This is a genomic window from Myxococcus sp. XM-1-1-1 (assembly GCF_020037095.1).
Lineage (GTDB): Bacteria > Myxococcota > Myxococcia > Myxococcales > Myxococcaceae > Myxococcus > Myxococcus fulvus.
In genome coordinates this window covers 157,485-172,447 of the sequence record NZ_JAIQDH010000022.1, presented here as the reverse complement: position 1 = coordinate 172,447, position 14,963 = coordinate 157,485, and the positions used below count along the sequence as shown (strand labels likewise).

Sequence of the window (14,963 nt, the reverse complement as noted above, 5' to 3'; positions counted from 1 at the left end):
AAACTCCCTCGGGGCTCCACGGGCGTCCCCTCTCGTCGAGGACGACGCCCGGGCCCACGAGGCCTACGAGCGCTTCTCCAGGATGCCCAGCGACATCATCGCCACCAGGAACCCGTAGACGACGTGCTCGGGGCGGTTGGCGAACGCGAGCAGCTCCGCCACCGTGCGGATGCCGTCGATCTTCGGCAGCAGCTCCGCCTCCCACCGCTCCAGCTCCACCTCGTTGAACTGGTACGAGGGAGCCACCGCCGGGATGAGCCGGTCCTCGGGCTGCAACAGCCGACGCAGGCGCTCCGGCTTGTAGAGCTTCTTGATGCCGCGGACGATGAGGTTGCCGGGGTGCACGTCCAGCTTGATGGACTCCGCGCTGGCCTTCTCCCGGAAGCTCATCACGTACGTGGCTTCATCCCAGGCGAAGAGCGAGTAGATGACCGCCTTCACCTGCTGGCCCACGTAGTACAGCCGCTCGGTGTCCTTGAGCAGCCCGCGCTCCACCAGCACGTCGCCTGTGCGGCGGTTGGTCTGTCCCGCCACGGCGGAGGCGTCCTGGAGCTGCTCGGGCTTGATCTTCCCCACGCGGACCAGGAACTGGCCGAAGCGGTCCGCGAGCAGGTTGGAGAGGGCGAACACGGGCATGCCCTTCTCGAAGTAGACGACCTTCTTCACCTTGCCCTTCTGGATGCCCAGCTCGCCCGTCTCCCGGGACAGGTAGTAGGCGGTGAGCAGCGAGGGCAGGTTGTCCTTCAGCTCGCCCCGGCGGCTGCCCGGCGCGCCCGAGCCCGGGGGCGGCTGGTCCGGGGGACGGCCCGGCGTGGGCGGCCGCACCTGGGTGGCCGGCACCTTCTGCATGGGGCTGGCGGTGAGGTTGGCGCCGCGAATCTCCGCGGTGATGTTGCCGCCGCCCGTCACCTTGATGCGGCCCGTCAGCTCCATGACGTCCTGGGGGCCCTCCTCCTCCACGTCGATGTCCAGCTCCACCTCGAAGGCGTCCTGGAGCGAGCCCGCGGGTGGGGCCTTCTTCTCGGGGGCGAGGACCTTGGTGACGGCCTCCAGGAGCTTCTGCGCCTCGAAGGGTTTCTCGAAGTAGCCGGCCGCCTGGTACTTCTGGCGCGCCTCCAGCGCGTGCTTGCCGCCCTTGAAGACGCCGGTGATGAAGAGCAGCGGCAGCTGCGGGTTGTCCTTGCGCAGCGCGTCCGCCAGCGGATAGCCCATCATGTCCGGCAGCAGGATGTCCAAGACGGCCGCGCCGGGGGGATTCGCCTTGGCCACCTCGATGGCCTGCTTGCCGCGGCTGGCGCCGACGACCTCGTAGCCCGCGTCCTCGAAGAGCTGCGTGAGGAGGGAGAGAAGCTCCGGGTTGTCATCGACGACGAGGATTCTGGGGGCGGCCATCGCGGGCCGTACGCTACCAGATGCCAGCCAGGGGGTGGGACAATCTACCCCCGGCCTCCCCTTTCCACGGTGGATGCATCTGTGCCGCCGGGCGGTTAGGGTGACGACCCCGTCATGGCCTCTCTCCGTCACCTGTTCCGTGCCCGGACCCTCGGTCTGCTGGCGTGCCTGTCCCTCGTGTCCCCCGCGCTCGCGTGGGCCTGGTCCGCCGACGACGCGGGCGCCGACGGGGGCATCATCATCCCCCTGCCGGACGCCTCCTCCGGCGAGGGCGGGCCGGACCGGGACAACCCGGAGGGCGAGGACGGCACGGGGCGGGTGAACACCGTCTGCCGCCACAGCGGCGACTGTTCGGCGCGCTTCACCTGTGACGACGGGAAGTGCCGTTACACGGGTGTGCGCAAGGCGGAGCAGGTAGGCTGTCTGATGGGCGCGGAGGGTGCGCTGGTGCTGGTGGGTCTGGTCGGACTGGCCCGGCCCCGGCGCAACCGAGGATAGGGGACGCGTGCATGCGGCTGGGCCTCAAGGCGGACAACCTGCTGGAGCGCGTGGCGGACTGGCTCAACCTGGCCCCCAAGCCCCTGGCCCATGCCTTCTTCGGGATGATGGCCTCGCGCACGCTGATGGCGGGGGTGCGGCTGGGGGTGTACGGCGCGCTGGCGGACGGCGCGGCGACCTCCGAGGCGCTGGCCGCCCGGCTGAAGCTGTCCCCCGAGGGGATGCGCTCGCTGCTGGAGGCCCTCATCGCCTGTGAGGCGGTGGAGCGTCAGCGCGACGGCCGCTACCGGCTGGCGCCCCGCTCGAAGCGGTGGCTGGACCCGCGCTCGCCCCAGTACGTGGGGGCGTTCCTGGAGTTCAACTACGCGCAGTGGGACTGGTGGAGCCAGGTGGAGGGCGTGGTGCGCACGGGCGAGGCGGTGGACATCCACGGCTTCGCCCCCGAGGACCCGCGCTGGCGTGACTACATCCACGCCATGCACCAGCTCGCCCGGCTGGCGGCCCCCGAGGTGACGAGCGCCATCCCCCTGCCCCGGGGTGCGAAGACGCTCTTGGATCTGGGCGGGGCGCACGGCTGGTTCGCGGCGGAGATGTGCCGGCGCAACCGGGGCCTGAAGGCGACGGTGCTGGACCTGGAGGGCAGCGTGCGCGTGGGGCGGGACATCATCGCCTGCGCGGGGCTGAGCCACCTGGTCACCCACCAGGCCGGGGACATCCTCACCTCGGACCTGGGCGGCCCGTATGACGGGGTGCTGCTGTTCCAGGTGATGCACCACCTGACGCCCGCGCAGAACGTGGCGCTCCTGCGCCGCATCCGGGGGGCGCTGGCGCCCAAGGGGACGCTGGCGGTGCTCGAGTACCTGCGCGAGGACATCCAGGACCCCTCCAGCTCCGCGCCGCTCATCGGACTGCACTACTTCGTGACGTCGGGCGCGGCGGCGTACACGCCCGCCGAGGTGGAGGGCTTCCTGGACGACGCGGGCTATCGCATCGAGAGCAGCCGGCCCATCCGCCACCTGCCCCTGCAGACGTTGCACGTGGCGCGGCTCGACTGAGTCTCGTCCGGGCGGGCACGTCCTTCCGCCCCCTGGAGGAGGCGCCGATGGGCTACCCTGCGCCTCCCGTTGCCCATGGTTCCCGAGACTCCCCTCTCCGCTGATTCGCCAGACGTGGCGCTCGCCGTCGACCTCGACGGGACGCTGGTGCGCACCGACACGCTGCACGAGAACCTGCTCGTCCTCTTCAAGCGCGCGCCCTGGCTGGTGCTGCTCCTTCCCCTGTGGGTCCTCAAGGGCAAGGCGTACTTCAAGGCGGAGGTGGCCCGGCGCGCCGCGCTGGACGCCTCGCTGCTGCCCTATAACGAGGAGCTGCTCGGCTTCCTCCAGGAGGAGAAGGCGAAAGGGCGCAGGCTGGTGCTCGCCACCGCGGCGGACCAGCGCATCGCGCAGGCCGTGGCCTCGCACCTGGGGCTGTTCGCCGAGGTGCACGCGAGCGACGGCCGGGAGAACCTGTCCGGGGCGCGCAAGCTCGCGAAGCTGAAGGCGTCGCTCGGCACGTTCGACTACGCGGGCAACGACGCGGTGGACGTGCCCTTGTGGCGCGAGTCGCGGCAGGTGGTGGTGGTGCACGCGCCCTCGGGCGTGCTGAAGCAGGCGCACGGGCTGGGGCGCGCGGTGCACCGCGTCTTCGAGAAGCCGAGGACGAGCCCCCGCGTCTGGGTGAAGGCGCTGCGCGTGCACCAGTGGGCGAAGAACGCGCTGGTGTTCGTGCCGCTGCTCGCCGCGCACAAGGCCGCGTCGCCGGACCTGCTGCTCAAGGCGGTGTTGGGTTTCGTGGCGTTCAGCCTGTGCGCGTCCAGCGTGTACGTGCTCAATGACCTGCTGGATTTGGACTCCGACCGGCGGCACCCGACGAAGAAGAACCGCCCGTTCGCGGCGTGCACGCTGCCGGTGAGCGTGGGGGTGGTGATGGCGCCCCTGTTGCTGCTGGCGGGCGCGGCGGTGTGTCTGTTGTTGCCGCCCGCCTTCGCGGCGCTCCTGGCGACGTACTACGCGCTGACCCTGGCGTACTCGCTGCGGCTCAAGCAGGTGGTGATGCTGGACGTGCTGGTGCTGGCGGGCCTGTACACGGTGCGCATCTTCGGCGGCTCGCTGGCGGTGGGCGTGCCCACGTCGAGCTGGTTGTTGATGTTCAGCATGTTCCTGTTCCTGTCGCTGGCGCTGGTGAAGCGGCTGTCCGAGGTGCGCAGGCTGCGGCTGTCCAACGAGACCTCCGCGCACGGGCGAGGCTACCTGGCGCAGGACTACGAGCAGCTGGCCAGCCTGGGCGCGGCGGCGGGCCAGGTGTCGGTGCTGGTGCTGGCGCTGTACATCACCTCGAAGGAGGTGACGGTGTACTACGACCACCCCGAGCGGCTGTGGCTCTTGTGCCCGGTGATGCTGTACTGGGTGGGCCGCATCTGGGTGCTGGCGCATCGCGGGCAGGTGAACGAGGACCCGCTCGTCTTCGCGCTGAGGGACCGGGTGAGCTACGCGGTGGGGCTGGTCGCGGCCCTGGTGCTGTGGGCGGCCACGTGAGAGGGCTTGCGCGATGAAGGCACTGGAGTCCTGGGGACGCTATCCCCGAGTCGAGCAGCGCACGCACGCGCTGACGTGGCGCTCGGACGCGCTGCCCGAGGTGTCCGGCGCGGTGCTGCCGCACGGGCTGGGGCGCAGCTATGGCGACTCGTGTCTGAACGGGGGCGGCACGCTGCTGCTCACCTCCGGGCTGGACCGGCTCATCGCGTTCGACGCGGCGACGGGCGTGGTGCGCTGCGAGGCGGGCGTGTCGCTGGACACGCTCTTGCGTCTGGCGGTGCCGCGCGGCTGGTTCCTGCCGGTGACGCCGGGCACCAAGTACGTGACGGTGGGCGGCGCCATCGCCAACGACGTGCACGGCAAGAACCACCACCGTGGCGGGACGTTCGGCCGGTACGTGCGCCGCTTCGAGCTCTTGCGCTCGGATGGCAGCCGCCGGGTGTGCGCGCCGGACGAGAACCCGGATTGGTACGGGGCGACGATTGGGGGCCTGGGGCTCACCGGGCTCGTCACGTGGGCGGAGGTGCAGCTCAAGCCCATCAGCAACCCGTTCGTGTTGCAGGAGACGGTGCCCTTCGGGAACCTGGATGAGTTCCTGGTCGTGGCGCGCGAGTCCGAGGCGGACCACGAGTTCACCATGGCGTGGGTGGACTGCCTGGCGCGGGGCCGGAAGCTGGGGCGCGGGCTGCTCTACCGGGGCAACTTCGCGCCGCCGCAGTTCGACCGGCTGCCGTTGGCGAAGAGCCACCTGTCGCACGGCATGGGGCTGGCGGTGCCCATGGACATGCCGGCGTTCTGCCTCAACCGGCTGTCGGTGTCGGCGTTCAACTGGCTGTACTTCCACCGGCAGAACGGCAAGCCGAAGCAGCGGCTGACGCACTACGACCCGTTCTTCTATCCGCTGGATGCCATCTATGGCTGGAACCGCATCTACGGCCGGCGTGGCTTCCTCCAGTTCCAGTGCGTGGTGCCGTACGCGACGGCGCGCGACGCGCTGAAGGAAATCCTGGAGCGCAGCTCGCGCGGCGCGCTGCCCAGCTTCCTGTCGGTGTTGAAGACCTTCGGTGACATCCCCTCGCCGGGGTGGCTGTCCTTCCCGCGCCAGGGCGTGACGCTGGCCATGGACTTCGCCAACCGGGGGGAGAAGACGTACCGGTTGGTGGAGGACCTGGACAAGCTCACGCGCGAGGCGGGCGGCGCGGTGTATCCGGCGAAGGACGCGCGGATGAGCCCGGAGAGCTTCGCGGCGTACTTCCCGCGCCGCGCGGAGTTCTCGGGCTACATCGACCCGGCCTTCTCCTCGTCCTTCTGGCGGCGGATGAACCCGGTGGCCCTGCCCTTCTCGCTGGAGTCGGAGCGGAAGGGCGGAGCCGCCGCGCCGCAATCCCTGCTTGCGCTTCGCTGACCCCTCTTCGAGATTCCAAGCCCCATGAAGAAAGTGCTCGTCCTCGGCGCCACCAGCGCCATTGCCCAGGCGACGGTGAGACTGCTCGCCGCGCGCGGTGCCTCGCTGTACCTGGTGGGCCGCAACGTGGAGAACCTGGACGCGGTGGCGAAGGATGCCGCCACGCGGGGCGCCGCGAAGGTGGAGTCGAAGGCGCTCGACCTGAATGACTTCAGCGCGCACGAGGCGCTGGTGGACGGGGCGTTCCAGGCGCTGGGCGGGCTGGACGGCGTGGTGCTGGCGCACGGGGTGCTGGGAGACCAGACGGAGGCGCAGCGCTCGTGGGCGGCGACGGAGGCGGTGCTGCGCACCAACTTCCTGAGCGCGGTGTCGCTCCTGACGGCGCTGGCGAACCGCTTCGAGGCGCAGAAGGCGGGCACGCTGGTGGTGATTTCGTCGGTGGCGGGAGACCGCGGCCGGCAGAGCAACTACGTGTACGGCGCGTCGAAGGGCGCGCTGAACGTGTTCCTCCAGGGCCTGCGCAACCGGCTGGCGAAGTCCAACGTGGCGGTGGTGACGGTGAAGCCCGGCTTCGTGGACACGCCGATGACGGCGCACATCCCGAAGAACAAGCTGTTCGCCTCGCCGGAGAAGGTGGCGCGCGGACTCCTGAGCGCGGCGGACGGGCGCAAGAACGAGGTCTACGTCCCCGGCATCTGGGCGCTCATCATGCTCATCATCAAGAGCATCCCGGAATCCGTGTTCAAGAAGTTGAAGCTCTAGCTGTAAACGGACGCCGGGAGCGGCGCTGCTTGTCAGACGGCTTTGCTATCTCCACACTCGGGGCATGGCCTACGGCAAACGCGAAACAGAGGGTGTCGCGACCCTCGCCGACATCGAGGCTCTGCCCGAGGGCGTCGTGGGCGAGATCATCGAGGGAACGTTGTATGTGCATGCCCAGCCGCGTGCTGGGCATATGGACACGCTGGGCGGCCTGTTTGCCGCACTCCGAGGGCCCTTCCAGCAGGGGCGAGGTGGGCCTGGAGGTTGGTGGATTCAAGTGGAGCCCGGTATCCGACTGGAGGGCTCTCCTGAGTTCATTCCGGATGTCGCGGGGTGGAGGAAGGACCGGGTGGCGAGGATTCCGACGGGCTCGTGGCTCGTCGCGCCCGACTGGGCCTGTGAAGTCCTGTCGCCATCGACGCGCGCCTACGACCTGCGCATCAAGCGCCCCTTCTACGCGCGGATAGGCATCAAGCATCTGTGGTTCATCGACCTGGACGCACGCACCTTGCTGGTGAGCGAGCTGCGCGAGGGACAGTGGGTGGAGGTCGGGACCTACTGCGATGAGGACGTCATCCGAGTGCCTCCGTTCGAGGACCTCGAGTTGAGGCTCGGCGAGCTCTGGCCGCTCCTGGAGCCCACCTCCGGGACATAGCCTCCCACGTCGGCTTGTCAGACGACTCTGCTATCTCCACACTCGGGGCATGGCCTACGGCAAACGCGAAACAGAGGGGGTCGCGACCCTCGCCGACATCGAGGCGCTGCCCGAGGGCGTCGTGGGCGAGATCATCGATGGTGCGCTGTACACGCATGCCCGCCCCGGGGGCGGACATGTGTATCTGGGCTTGAGACTCTTCGGCGAGCTGGATGGTCCCTTCCAGCTCGGCAATCCCGGCCCGGGCGGCTGGTGGCTCATGGTCGAGCCCGGCATCCAGGCCGAGGGCTCTCCCGAGTTCATCCCCGACCTCGCCGGCTGGCGACGCGAGCGCGTCCCCACGCTCCCCGAGCGACAGTGGACCACCGTGCCCGACTGGGTCTGTGAGATCCTGTCGCCGTCCACCCGCTCGTACGACGTGCGCATCAAGCGTCCGTTCTACGCGAGGCTCGGAATCCGCCACCTGTGGCTCATCGACCTGGAGGCGCGCACGCTCACCGTGAGCGAGCTGCGCGAGGGCCACTGGAGCGAGGTGGCCGTCCATCACGAGCACGAGGACCTCATCCGCGTCCCGCCCTTCGAGGACCTGCCGCTGCGCTGGAGCTGGCTGTGGCGCTCGCTCCAGCGTCCCATGCCTTGAGGCTCAGCGCGCCGCCGGGCGGAACCACGTGGGCTCCGCTCGCACGGACGTGCCTCCCGTGAACATGCCGCTGGTGAAGAACTCGTTCTCGAAGAAGTGGTACGGGTGGACGAGCTCCGGACGGCTCGCCGCCTCCAGCTTCGCCGCCTGCGCCTCCGGAATCACCACGTCCAGCGCGCGCAGGTTCGCCTCCAGCTGCTCCGGCTTCGTCGCCCCGATGATGGTCGACGCCACGCCCGGCCGCCGCGTCACCCACGCCAGCGCCACCTGCGCCGGCGGCCTGTCCAGCTCCCGCGCCACCTCCAGCAGCGCCTCCACGATGCCCCAGTTGCGCTCCGTGAAGAGCTTCTCGAAGCCCGGGTTCCCTCCCCCCTGGATGGCCGCCACGCGCCCATCCCCCTTCACCACGCCGCGCTCCCGCGTGTACTTGCCCGACAACAACCCCGAGGCCAGCGGACTCCACGGCGTGATGCTCGCGCCCAGCTGCAACGCGGCCGGGATGTGCTCGCGCTCGATGTTGCGCTCCACCAGCGAGTACTCGAGCTGCAACGCGGCCACCCGCTCCCACCCCTCCTTCTCCGCCAGCGTCTGCGCCCGCGCGAAGTACCAGGCCGGCACGTCCGAGAGCCCGATGTAGCGGACCTTCCCCGAGCGCACGAGGTCCGTCATCGTGGACATCACCTCCTCGAGCGGCGTGATTCCGTCCCACGCGTGCAGCCAGTACAGGTCCACGTAGTCCGTCTTCAACCGACGCAGCGACGCCTCCAGCGAGCGCCGGAGGTTCTTGCGCCCATTGCCGCCCGCGTTCGGGTCCCCGGGAATCGTGTTCACGGTGAACTTCGTCGCGATGACGGCGCTGTCCCGTCCGCCGTGCTCCGCGAAGTAGTCCCCGATGAACGCCTCGCTCGTGCCGCCCGTGTACCCATCCGCCGTGTCGATGAAGTTGCCGCCCGCCTCCAGGTAGCGGGCCAGCAGCCGGTGCGCCGTGTCCTTGGGGCTGCCCCAACCCCACTCCGTGCCGAATGTCATGGCCCCCAGCGCGAGCGGGCTCACCCGCAGGCCCGAGCGGCCCAGCAGGTGGTACCTCGACAGCGTGTCGATGCGGTTCGTCGTCGTCATGCGTGCCTCCGTGGATGACCTCAAACTGCCGCCCACGGGCTTTTTCGAGAAGAGACTGGAATCGCAAACACTGTTTAGGATGGCTTCACAATGGCCCTGACACCCCTGAACGAGCTCGCCGCGTTCGTCGCCGTCGCCCGGCACAAGAGCTTCACGCGCGCGGGAAAGGAGCTTCGCGTCTCCACCTCCGCGGTGAGCCAGACGGTGCGCATGCTGGAGGAGCGCGTGGGCGGCGCCCTGCTCTCCCGCACCACGCGCAGCGTGTCGCTCACGGACATGGGGCAGCGCCTGCTGGAGCGCGCGGGGCCAGGACTGGAGTCGGCGCTGGGCGCGCTGGAGCACCTGTCCGCGGACGTGTCCGAAATCAGCGGCACGCTCCGGCTCACGGTGCCCGTGATGGGGCTCGCCACCGTCATCGAGCCTGTCATCCCCCGCTTCATCCAGGAGCACCCCCATGTCCGCGTCGACGTCCGGGTCACGGACCGGTTCGTGAACATCGTGACGGAGGGGCTCGACGCGGGACTGCGGCTGACGGAGTCCGTGGAGCGCGACATGGTGCAGCTGCGCCTGTCGCCCTCCTTCCGCTTCCTCATCGTCGGCTCGCCGGCCTACCTGAAGAAGCATGGGACGCCGACGCGCCCCGCGGACCTGGCGCAGCACGAGTGCATCGGCTACCGCGCCCCCACCACGGGCCTGCCGTACCACTGGGAGCTGGAGCGCGGGCGCAAGCAGCTGCGCATCGCGGTGAAGGGGCCGCTCGTCACGGACGACTCGCAGTTCACGCGGCGCATGGCCGTGGCGGGCGTGGGCCTGGCGTACCTCGCCGAGCCGGAGCTCACCCCGGCGTTGCGCGAGGGGACGCTGCGGGCCGTGATGGAAGACTGGGCACCCTCCGTCCCGGGCCTCTTCCTGTACTACCCCCACCGGGCTCGCGCCTCACCCGCGCTGAAGGCCTTCGTCGCGCTCGCGCGGAAGATGCTTCCCACGCCCACACGCGCCTGAGGCTCACCCCGTGGGCGTCGGCCCCGAAAGGAACGCCAGCGCCGTGCGGACGAAGACCTCACGCCACGCCCCGAAGAGCGGGACATGGCCTTCACCGGGGACGACCCACAAGCGGGACTCCGGAATGGAGCGGTGCAGCTCCACCGTCAGCTCCACCGGATAGAGCGGGTCCTGGTCTCCCTGGACGAGCAGCGTCGGCGCGCGCACCGTTCCCAGGTGCGGCGGCGTGAAGCTCATGTCATCGAAGCTGTCCGCGAAGCCTCGGACATGTCGCCACAGGGCTCGAATCTGCGCGTCTCCGTGTACGTGCTTCGAGCGCAGGTCCGCCCACTCCGCCTCCGAGCGCGACGCATCCGTGTAGGTCGCCATGATGCGGCGGGCCGACGCGGGGTAGTACGGCGTGCTGGAGACCAGCACCATCCGCTCCACGCGCGCGGGTGCTCGCGTGGCGACGTGAAGCAGCGTGTTGCCACCCAGGCTCATCCCGATGGCTCGGCACCGCTCGATGCCCAGCGCGTCCAGGAGCGCGAGGACATCCGTCGCGCACTGGCGCGTGGTGAAGTCCTCCGAGGGATTGTGGCTCCGGCCGTGGCCTCGCAGGTCGGGGATGACGAGCCGGTACTCACGGGCCAGCGCGTCCAGGTCGAACACGTGGCCCCAGTCCTCGCCCGCACCGGTGAAGCCGTGAAGGAGGAGCAACGGAGGCCCCTCGCCCAGCAGCGTGCAGTGCAGCCGCAGGTCCTCCAGCGTGACTGTGCGCGTCTCTCGCGTCGCGTTCATCCCATGCCCCCGTGCGTGACCGGAGACATTCCGGTCGCGCGGGGACGTACGGGAACGCGGCGCGACTTGATAGCTTCGTTCTTTCGCGCAAAACTGCTTCACGGCATCACGGGCCGCGCACGGCCATGCTCAGTCGAGCGACCCGTCGATGATCTTCTTCGCAATCCCGAACGAGAAGCCCGCGCGCGCCAGGGAGGCCAAATCCCTCTGACGGTTCTCCTCGCGCGTCGCCAGGTTCTTGCGAAAGGGGCCCAGGCGCTTCTTCCGGGCCCAGATGCGCGCGGCGTCCTCGTCGGAGACCTCCGCGGTGGCCTGCGCCAGCTTGCGCTGCACCAGGTCCGCGGCCACGCCCTTCATCCGCAGCTTCTGCGCAATCACCCGCGTGCTGCGCCCGGCCGCGCGCAGCGACTGCGCCTTCATGCCCGCGTAGGCGTCATCGTTGATGAGGCCGTTGCGGATGAGCTTCTGCGTGAGCGCGTCAATCCACCCGAGCGCCTCCGCGCGGTCCCCGCCGTGCTCCTTCACCGAGCGGTCCACGCGGCGCACCAGCACGCGCTTGAGCTGGCTCACCGTGGAGGCGTAGCGCTTCAAGTAGTGCAGCGCCGCGTTCTCCAGGTAGCGAGCGGACACCTTCCGGGGTCGCTTCTGCTTCCTCGGGGGCCTGCTGTCCTGTCCGGTCCGGTCGTCTTCCACGCCGCCCTATCTATCAGGGCGGTCCGACGAAGACGCCGCTCGGGTGATACCCCCAGCGAAACGAGGGCGGGCGGACGAGCAGGCCCCCGTCCGCCCCTCCACGGCCGAGGACGCGTGATGGCGGCTCCCGAGCCCCAGCGCGCCATCGCAGGAGGGCGGGCCTCCTGGCGGACCCGCGAAGTCACTGCCCCTCGAGCACCACCACCACAAGCCCTCTTTCTTCCACCTGGCGTGGAGCATCAGCGGGAGAGCGGGCCTGCGGAGTCACAGGGCCTGGAGCACCGCCGCGAACACTCCCCGCATCACGGCCTGGCCGCGCGCTACGAACATGAAGCAGGCGTGCCGATTCGTGGGGGCAGCGCCTCACGGTGGCTTCAGCATCACCGCGAGCCCCTCGCATCACCGTGTAGCCGCAGGCTCCGAGCACGAAGCGGGCGTGCCTGCGCGTGGGGGCAGCGCCTCACAGAGCGGCAGCCCCGAGGCCTCCGGCAGCGTCACGCCCAGCCAGGAGGCCAGCGTGGGCGCCAGGTCCAGTGGCGTCACGGCGCGCCCATGTCGCACGGCGGGCAGCCCCTGGCCGTAGAGGATGAGCGGCACGTGCGTGTCGTACTCGTAGGGCGTCCCGTGCGTGCTCGCATGGTCGTCATCCGGCGCGAGCAGCACATGCGGGTCCGCGATGAGCACCAGCTCTCCCGAGCGCGCGGGCACGTACTCCTGTCGCACCCTCCGGGCGAACCCCTCCGCCCGGTCCGCGCGCACATCCGCCGCGGACACCACCTCCGCGATTCCCGGCACGGCGCGCGCCGCCTTCTTCGCCACCTCGGCCGCCTTCTCCAGCGACACTCCCCGCGCCTTCAACCGCGCCTGTCGCAGATACAGGTGCGGCGCGATGAACGCCTCCACCCAGTCCTCCGCGCCGAAGGCCCCATCCATCGCCGCGTCCACCGCGCGCGTCACCGTCTCCGCCGGCAACCGCTGCTCGGCTCGCGCCGGCGCGGGTGCCATCCCGTGGTCCGCGCTCATCGCGACCAACACCTTCGACAACCCCACCTCGCGGTCCATCGCCTCCAGGAACACGGCCAGCGCCCGGTCCAACCGAAGGAGCATGTCCACCGTCTCGTGACTCTCCGGCCCGAAGCTGTGGCTCACCACGTCCACGCTCGACATGCCGATGGCCAGCAAGTCCCTCGCACCGGGGCGCTTGCCCAGCTGCTCCGCCTTCACTCCCGCGAGCGCGAGCTCGAACAACGTCTCCGCCCCCAGCGGCGTGTACAGGAACGCCTCCTCCGTGGTCAGCGGATGGGGGAACGTCCGCCCCAGTCCCTCGGGCGGGCGCTCGCGCGCGTCATCATCCGGGCCCAGCGAGCCATACACGGACGCCTCCGCACTCCGTGCCCACGCGCCTCCCCTCCGCGAGCCCAGGGCCTGATTGAACTCGGACACCCAGGTCGGCAGCTCGCGCGCATGGTGACGGCTCGTGGTGAAGCCCTTCGCGCCCCACCAGTACGCCTGCCCGCGCTGCCCGCCCAGCATGATGGCCGCGCGGTCCTTCAGTGACACCGACACCACGCGCGAGGAGCCACCGTGCGTCTCCAGCAAGCGGTCTCCCAACGTCGCCACCCGCAGCCGCCAGGGCGACACCCCCTTCCCCTTCGGGTCATCGAGCGGCGGGCTGGCCGGGTCCCGAACACAGCTCACGTCCGCGCCCGTCTCCCGCTCGTACCACTCGTTCGAGATGATGCCGTGCGCTCCGGGGAGCGCCCCTGTCGCGAGCGTCGCGTGCCCCGGACACGTCTTCGTCGTCGCGTACGGATAGCGCGCGGCATCGAAGACGGTGCCACCCTCCAGGAGCCGACGGAAACCGTCCGGCCCCATGCGGTGACGCCAGCGCTCCAGGTCGTCGTAGCGAAGTCCATCGAACACCAGGAACACCACCAGCGACGGCCTCGCCCCCACCTCCTCGCCCGGCGACACCACCGGCCGCGAGCCACCCCGCGGCGGCGCCACCTGCCGCCTCCCCACCCTGCCCGAGGACAGCTCCGACTCCCGCGCCTGCCCCGCTCCGGAGCCCAGCGCCCCCAGCAGACAGCCGACCGACATGAGCACCCGACTCAACGAAGCCGCCATGGTTCCGCCTCCACCACCGCGAGCACCGCGGCGTGGAAGGCATCCTGCGAGCCACGGCCCTCATCCATCCAATGGATAGACTGGATGAATCCCATAGAATGGTTGGATGGACCTGGACCCTCGCTATCTCCAGACCTTCTTCGTCGTGAGCCGGGAGCGCGGCTTCAGTCGCGCGGCGACCGTGCTCCACCGTACCCAGCCCGCGGTGAGCTACCAGGTGCGTCAGCTCGAGGAGCAGCTCGGCACCGTGCTCTTCGACCGCACCACGCGCACGCTCACCCTCACCGACGCGGGCGCGAAGCTGCATGCCCTGTGCGAGCGCTTCTTCGACGAGTTCGGCCGACTCGCGCGCGGACTGCGGACCGGTGACGCACCCGCCGAGCCCCTGCGCATCGCCTCCGTGAGCGGCTTCGGTCGCTACGTGCTCTATCCCCTGCTCGCCCGTCAGCGACTCGCGGCCCCATACTCCCTGCGCTTCCCCACGGCCGAACAGGTCTTCGAGTCCCTGGAGGACGGCGCCTGTGACGTGGGTTTCGTCTACCTGCCCCATGTGTCCAGCCGCCTGCTCACCGCGCCCGTGTGGCGAGAACAGCTCGTGCTCGTCGGGCCCCCTGGCGCCAAGGGGAAGACCTTCCCGCGGCTCGAGGCCTTCGAGGACCTGACCTTCGTCACCTATGACGAGTGCGAGTACGTCTTCGGCAAGTGGTTCGAGGGACACTACGGACGACAGCCCCGCTCGATGCGCGGCACGTACCACTTCGAGGAGCTGGAGGAGGTGGTGGGCACGGTGGCCGCCGGCCACGGCTGGTCCATCCTCCCCGACCACTGCGTCGCCCAGGCCGCGCGCCAGGGCACTGTCGTCATCGCCCCCGCGCCCGGCCGCAAGCAGGTCACCAACCTCATCTACTCCGTGCAACGGGCGAACGCGCCCGAGAACCCCTCGGCGCTCCGGCTCATCGACGCCCTGCGCACCGAGGGCGAGAAGCCCCTGACCGCCGCGCCTCGAAGCCAGCCGCGTCGCCGCCCCACACGACGCTCCGCTCGCTGAAGGGGTCCGACCGAGCAGGGACGGCGGTCTCTGGCGAGACGCCCCGCCGCATCGCGCCAACGCACCGCTCGCTCTCGACGACGAAGCCTCACGCGCGGGGTTCACAAGGCACCTCGGACAAGCCGCGTCGATGACGCACCACTCGCGCTCGACGACGGAGCTGCGCCCGTGAGGTCCCGAAGGCACCTCAGGCAAGCCGCGTCGATGCCACACCGTCGATGCAACCCCTCGTGAGCGCCGACGTCCTCCACCACTCCGAACCCACG

At 70.1% G+C, this 14,963-nt stretch carries 14 protein-coding genes; 9 read left to right on the top strand and 5 right to left on the bottom strand.

From position 1 onward, the window contains the following. Positions 1–63: 63 nt before the first annotated feature. Complete coding sequence (locus K8640_RS33380) at positions 64–1,392, bottom strand: response regulator (RefSeq protein WP_223750765.1); 1,329 nt, start codon at positions 1,390–1,392, stop codon at positions 64–66. A 114-nt stretch (positions 1,393–1,506) separates the two neighbouring features. On the opposite strand from K8640_RS33380, the gene K8640_RS33375 reads away from it, so the two are divergent. The 7 genes from K8640_RS33375 to K8640_RS33345 all read left to right on the top strand — a co-directional run bounded on the left by K8640_RS33375 (position 1,507) and on the right by K8640_RS33345 (position 7,928). Further along, positions 1,507–1,890 (top strand): MXAN_6627.5 family MYXO-CTERM protein, encoded by a 384-nt coding sequence (locus K8640_RS33375; RefSeq protein WP_141326516.1) that lies wholly within the window; start codon positions 1,507–1,509, stop codon positions 1,888–1,890. Positions 1,891–1,901: 11 nt separating this feature from the next. Beyond that, on the top strand, positions 1,902–2,945 hold the full coding sequence (locus K8640_RS33370; RefSeq protein ID WP_223750764.1) for a methyltransferase: 1,044 nt from the start codon (positions 1,902–1,904) through the stop codon (positions 2,943–2,945). Positions 2,946–3,020: 75 nt separating this feature from the next. Continuing rightward, positions 3,021–4,466 carry a UbiA family prenyltransferase gene (locus K8640_RS33365; RefSeq protein WP_223750763.1) on the top strand — a complete coding sequence of 482 codons (1,446 nt, stop codon included), beginning with the start codon at positions 3,021–3,023 and terminating at the stop codon, positions 4,464–4,466. A gap of 13 nt (positions 4,467–4,479) precedes the next feature. Beyond that, positions 4,480–5,871 (top strand): FAD-binding oxidoreductase, encoded by a 1,392-nt coding sequence (locus K8640_RS33360; protein WP_223750762.1) that lies wholly within the window; start codon positions 4,480–4,482, stop codon positions 5,869–5,871. Between the two features lie 24 nt (positions 5,872–5,895). Further along, positions 5,896–6,633 carry an SDR family oxidoreductase gene (locus K8640_RS33355; RefSeq protein WP_046716433.1) on the top strand — a complete coding sequence of 246 codons (738 nt, stop codon included), beginning with the start codon at positions 5,896–5,898 and terminating at the stop codon, positions 6,631–6,633. Positions 6,634–6,697: 64 nt separating this feature from the next. Further along, positions 6,698–7,288: a Uma2 family endonuclease gene (locus tag K8640_RS33350; RefSeq protein ID WP_223750761.1), complete on the top strand. Its 591-nt coding sequence runs from the start codon at positions 6,698–6,700 to the stop codon at positions 7,286–7,288. Positions 7,289–7,337: 49 nt separating this feature from the next. Further along, positions 7,338–7,928: a Uma2 family endonuclease gene (locus tag K8640_RS33345; RefSeq protein WP_223750760.1), complete on the top strand. Its 591-nt coding sequence runs from the start codon at positions 7,338–7,340 to the stop codon at positions 7,926–7,928. Between the two features lie 3 nt (positions 7,929–7,931). Here the strand turns inward: K8640_RS33345 and K8640_RS33340 are convergent, their stop codons facing one another. Continuing rightward, positions 7,932–9,047, bottom strand: coding sequence for an aldo/keto reductase (locus K8640_RS33340; protein ID WP_223750759.1), 1,116 nt, complete (start codon positions 9,045–9,047; stop codon positions 7,932–7,934). 90 nt (positions 9,048–9,137) lie between these two features. Between K8640_RS33340 and K8640_RS33335 the strand changes: the two genes are divergently transcribed. Next, positions 9,138–10,049, top strand: coding sequence for a LysR family transcriptional regulator (locus tag K8640_RS33335; protein ID WP_223750758.1), 912 nt, complete (start codon positions 9,138–9,140; stop codon positions 10,047–10,049). Between the two features lie 3 nt (positions 10,050–10,052). Here K8640_RS33335 and K8640_RS33330 read toward each other — a convergent pair whose 3' ends face one another. The 3 genes from K8640_RS33330 to K8640_RS33320 all read right to left on the bottom strand — a co-directional run bounded on the left by K8640_RS33330 (position 10,053) and on the right by K8640_RS33320 (position 13,649). Beyond that, complete coding sequence (locus K8640_RS33330) at positions 10,053–10,829, bottom strand: alpha/beta fold hydrolase (protein ID WP_223750757.1); 777 nt, start codon at positions 10,827–10,829, stop codon at positions 10,053–10,055. Between the two features lie 129 nt (positions 10,830–10,958). After that, positions 10,959–11,522 (bottom strand): regulatory protein RecX, encoded by a 564-nt coding sequence (locus K8640_RS33325; protein ID WP_046716438.1) that lies wholly within the window; start codon positions 11,520–11,522, stop codon positions 10,959–10,961. Between the two features lie 399 nt (positions 11,523–11,921). Continuing rightward, entirely contained in the window at positions 11,922–13,649 is a 1,728-nt protein-coding gene (locus K8640_RS33320) for an alkaline phosphatase family protein (protein WP_223750756.1), read from the bottom strand. Positions 13,650–13,755: 106 nt separating this feature from the next. Here K8640_RS33320 and K8640_RS33315 point away from each other — a divergent pair, with 106 nt between their 5' ends. Next, the gene (locus K8640_RS33315; protein ID WP_223750755.1) at positions 13,756–14,697 is read left to right on the top strand and encodes a LysR family transcriptional regulator; all 942 of its coding nucleotides are present in this window, start codon (positions 13,756–13,758) and stop codon (positions 14,695–14,697) included. Positions 14,698–14,963: the final 266 nt, after the last annotated feature.

Coding starts and splice junctions, on each gene's coding strand:
- K8640_RS33370 (WP_223750764.1), top strand. CDS start 1,902: ATGCGGCTGGGCCTCAAGGCGGACAACCTGCTGGAGCGCGTGGCGGAC.
- K8640_RS33315 (WP_223750755.1), top strand. CDS start 13,756: ATGGACCTGGACCCTCGCTATCTCCAGACCTTCTTCGTCGTGAGCCGG.
- K8640_RS33350 (WP_223750761.1), top strand. CDS start 6,698: ATGGCCTACGGCAAACGCGAAACAGAGGGTGTCGCGACCCTCGCCGAC.
- K8640_RS33320 (WP_223750756.1), bottom strand. CDS start 13,649: ATGGCGGCTTCGTTGAGTCGGGTGCTCATGTCGGTCGGCTGTCTGCTG.
- K8640_RS33335 (WP_223750758.1), top strand. CDS start 9,138: ATGGCCCTGACACCCCTGAACGAGCTCGCCGCGTTCGTCGCCGTCGCC.
- K8640_RS33375 (WP_141326516.1), top strand. CDS start 1,507: ATGGCCTCTCTCCGTCACCTGTTCCGTGCCCGGACCCTCGGTCTGCTG.
- K8640_RS33345 (WP_223750760.1), top strand. CDS start 7,338: ATGGCCTACGGCAAACGCGAAACAGAGGGGGTCGCGACCCTCGCCGAC.
- K8640_RS33360 (WP_223750762.1), top strand. CDS start 4,480: ATGAAGGCACTGGAGTCCTGGGGACGCTATCCCCGAGTCGAGCAGCGC.
- K8640_RS33355 (WP_046716433.1), top strand. CDS start 5,896: ATGAAGAAAGTGCTCGTCCTCGGCGCCACCAGCGCCATTGCCCAGGCG.
- K8640_RS33340 (WP_223750759.1), bottom strand. CDS start 9,047: ATGACGACGACGAACCGCATCGACACGCTGTCGAGGTACCACCTGCTG.
- K8640_RS33330 (WP_223750757.1), bottom strand. CDS start 10,829: ATGAACGCGACGCGAGAGACGCGCACAGTCACGCTGGAGGACCTGCGG.
- K8640_RS33365 (WP_223750763.1), top strand. CDS start 3,021: ATGGTTCCCGAGACTCCCCTCTCCGCTGATTCGCCAGACGTGGCGCTC.
- K8640_RS33380 (WP_223750765.1), bottom strand. CDS start 1,392: ATGGCCGCCCCCAGAATCCTCGTCGTCGATGACAACCCGGAGCTTCTC.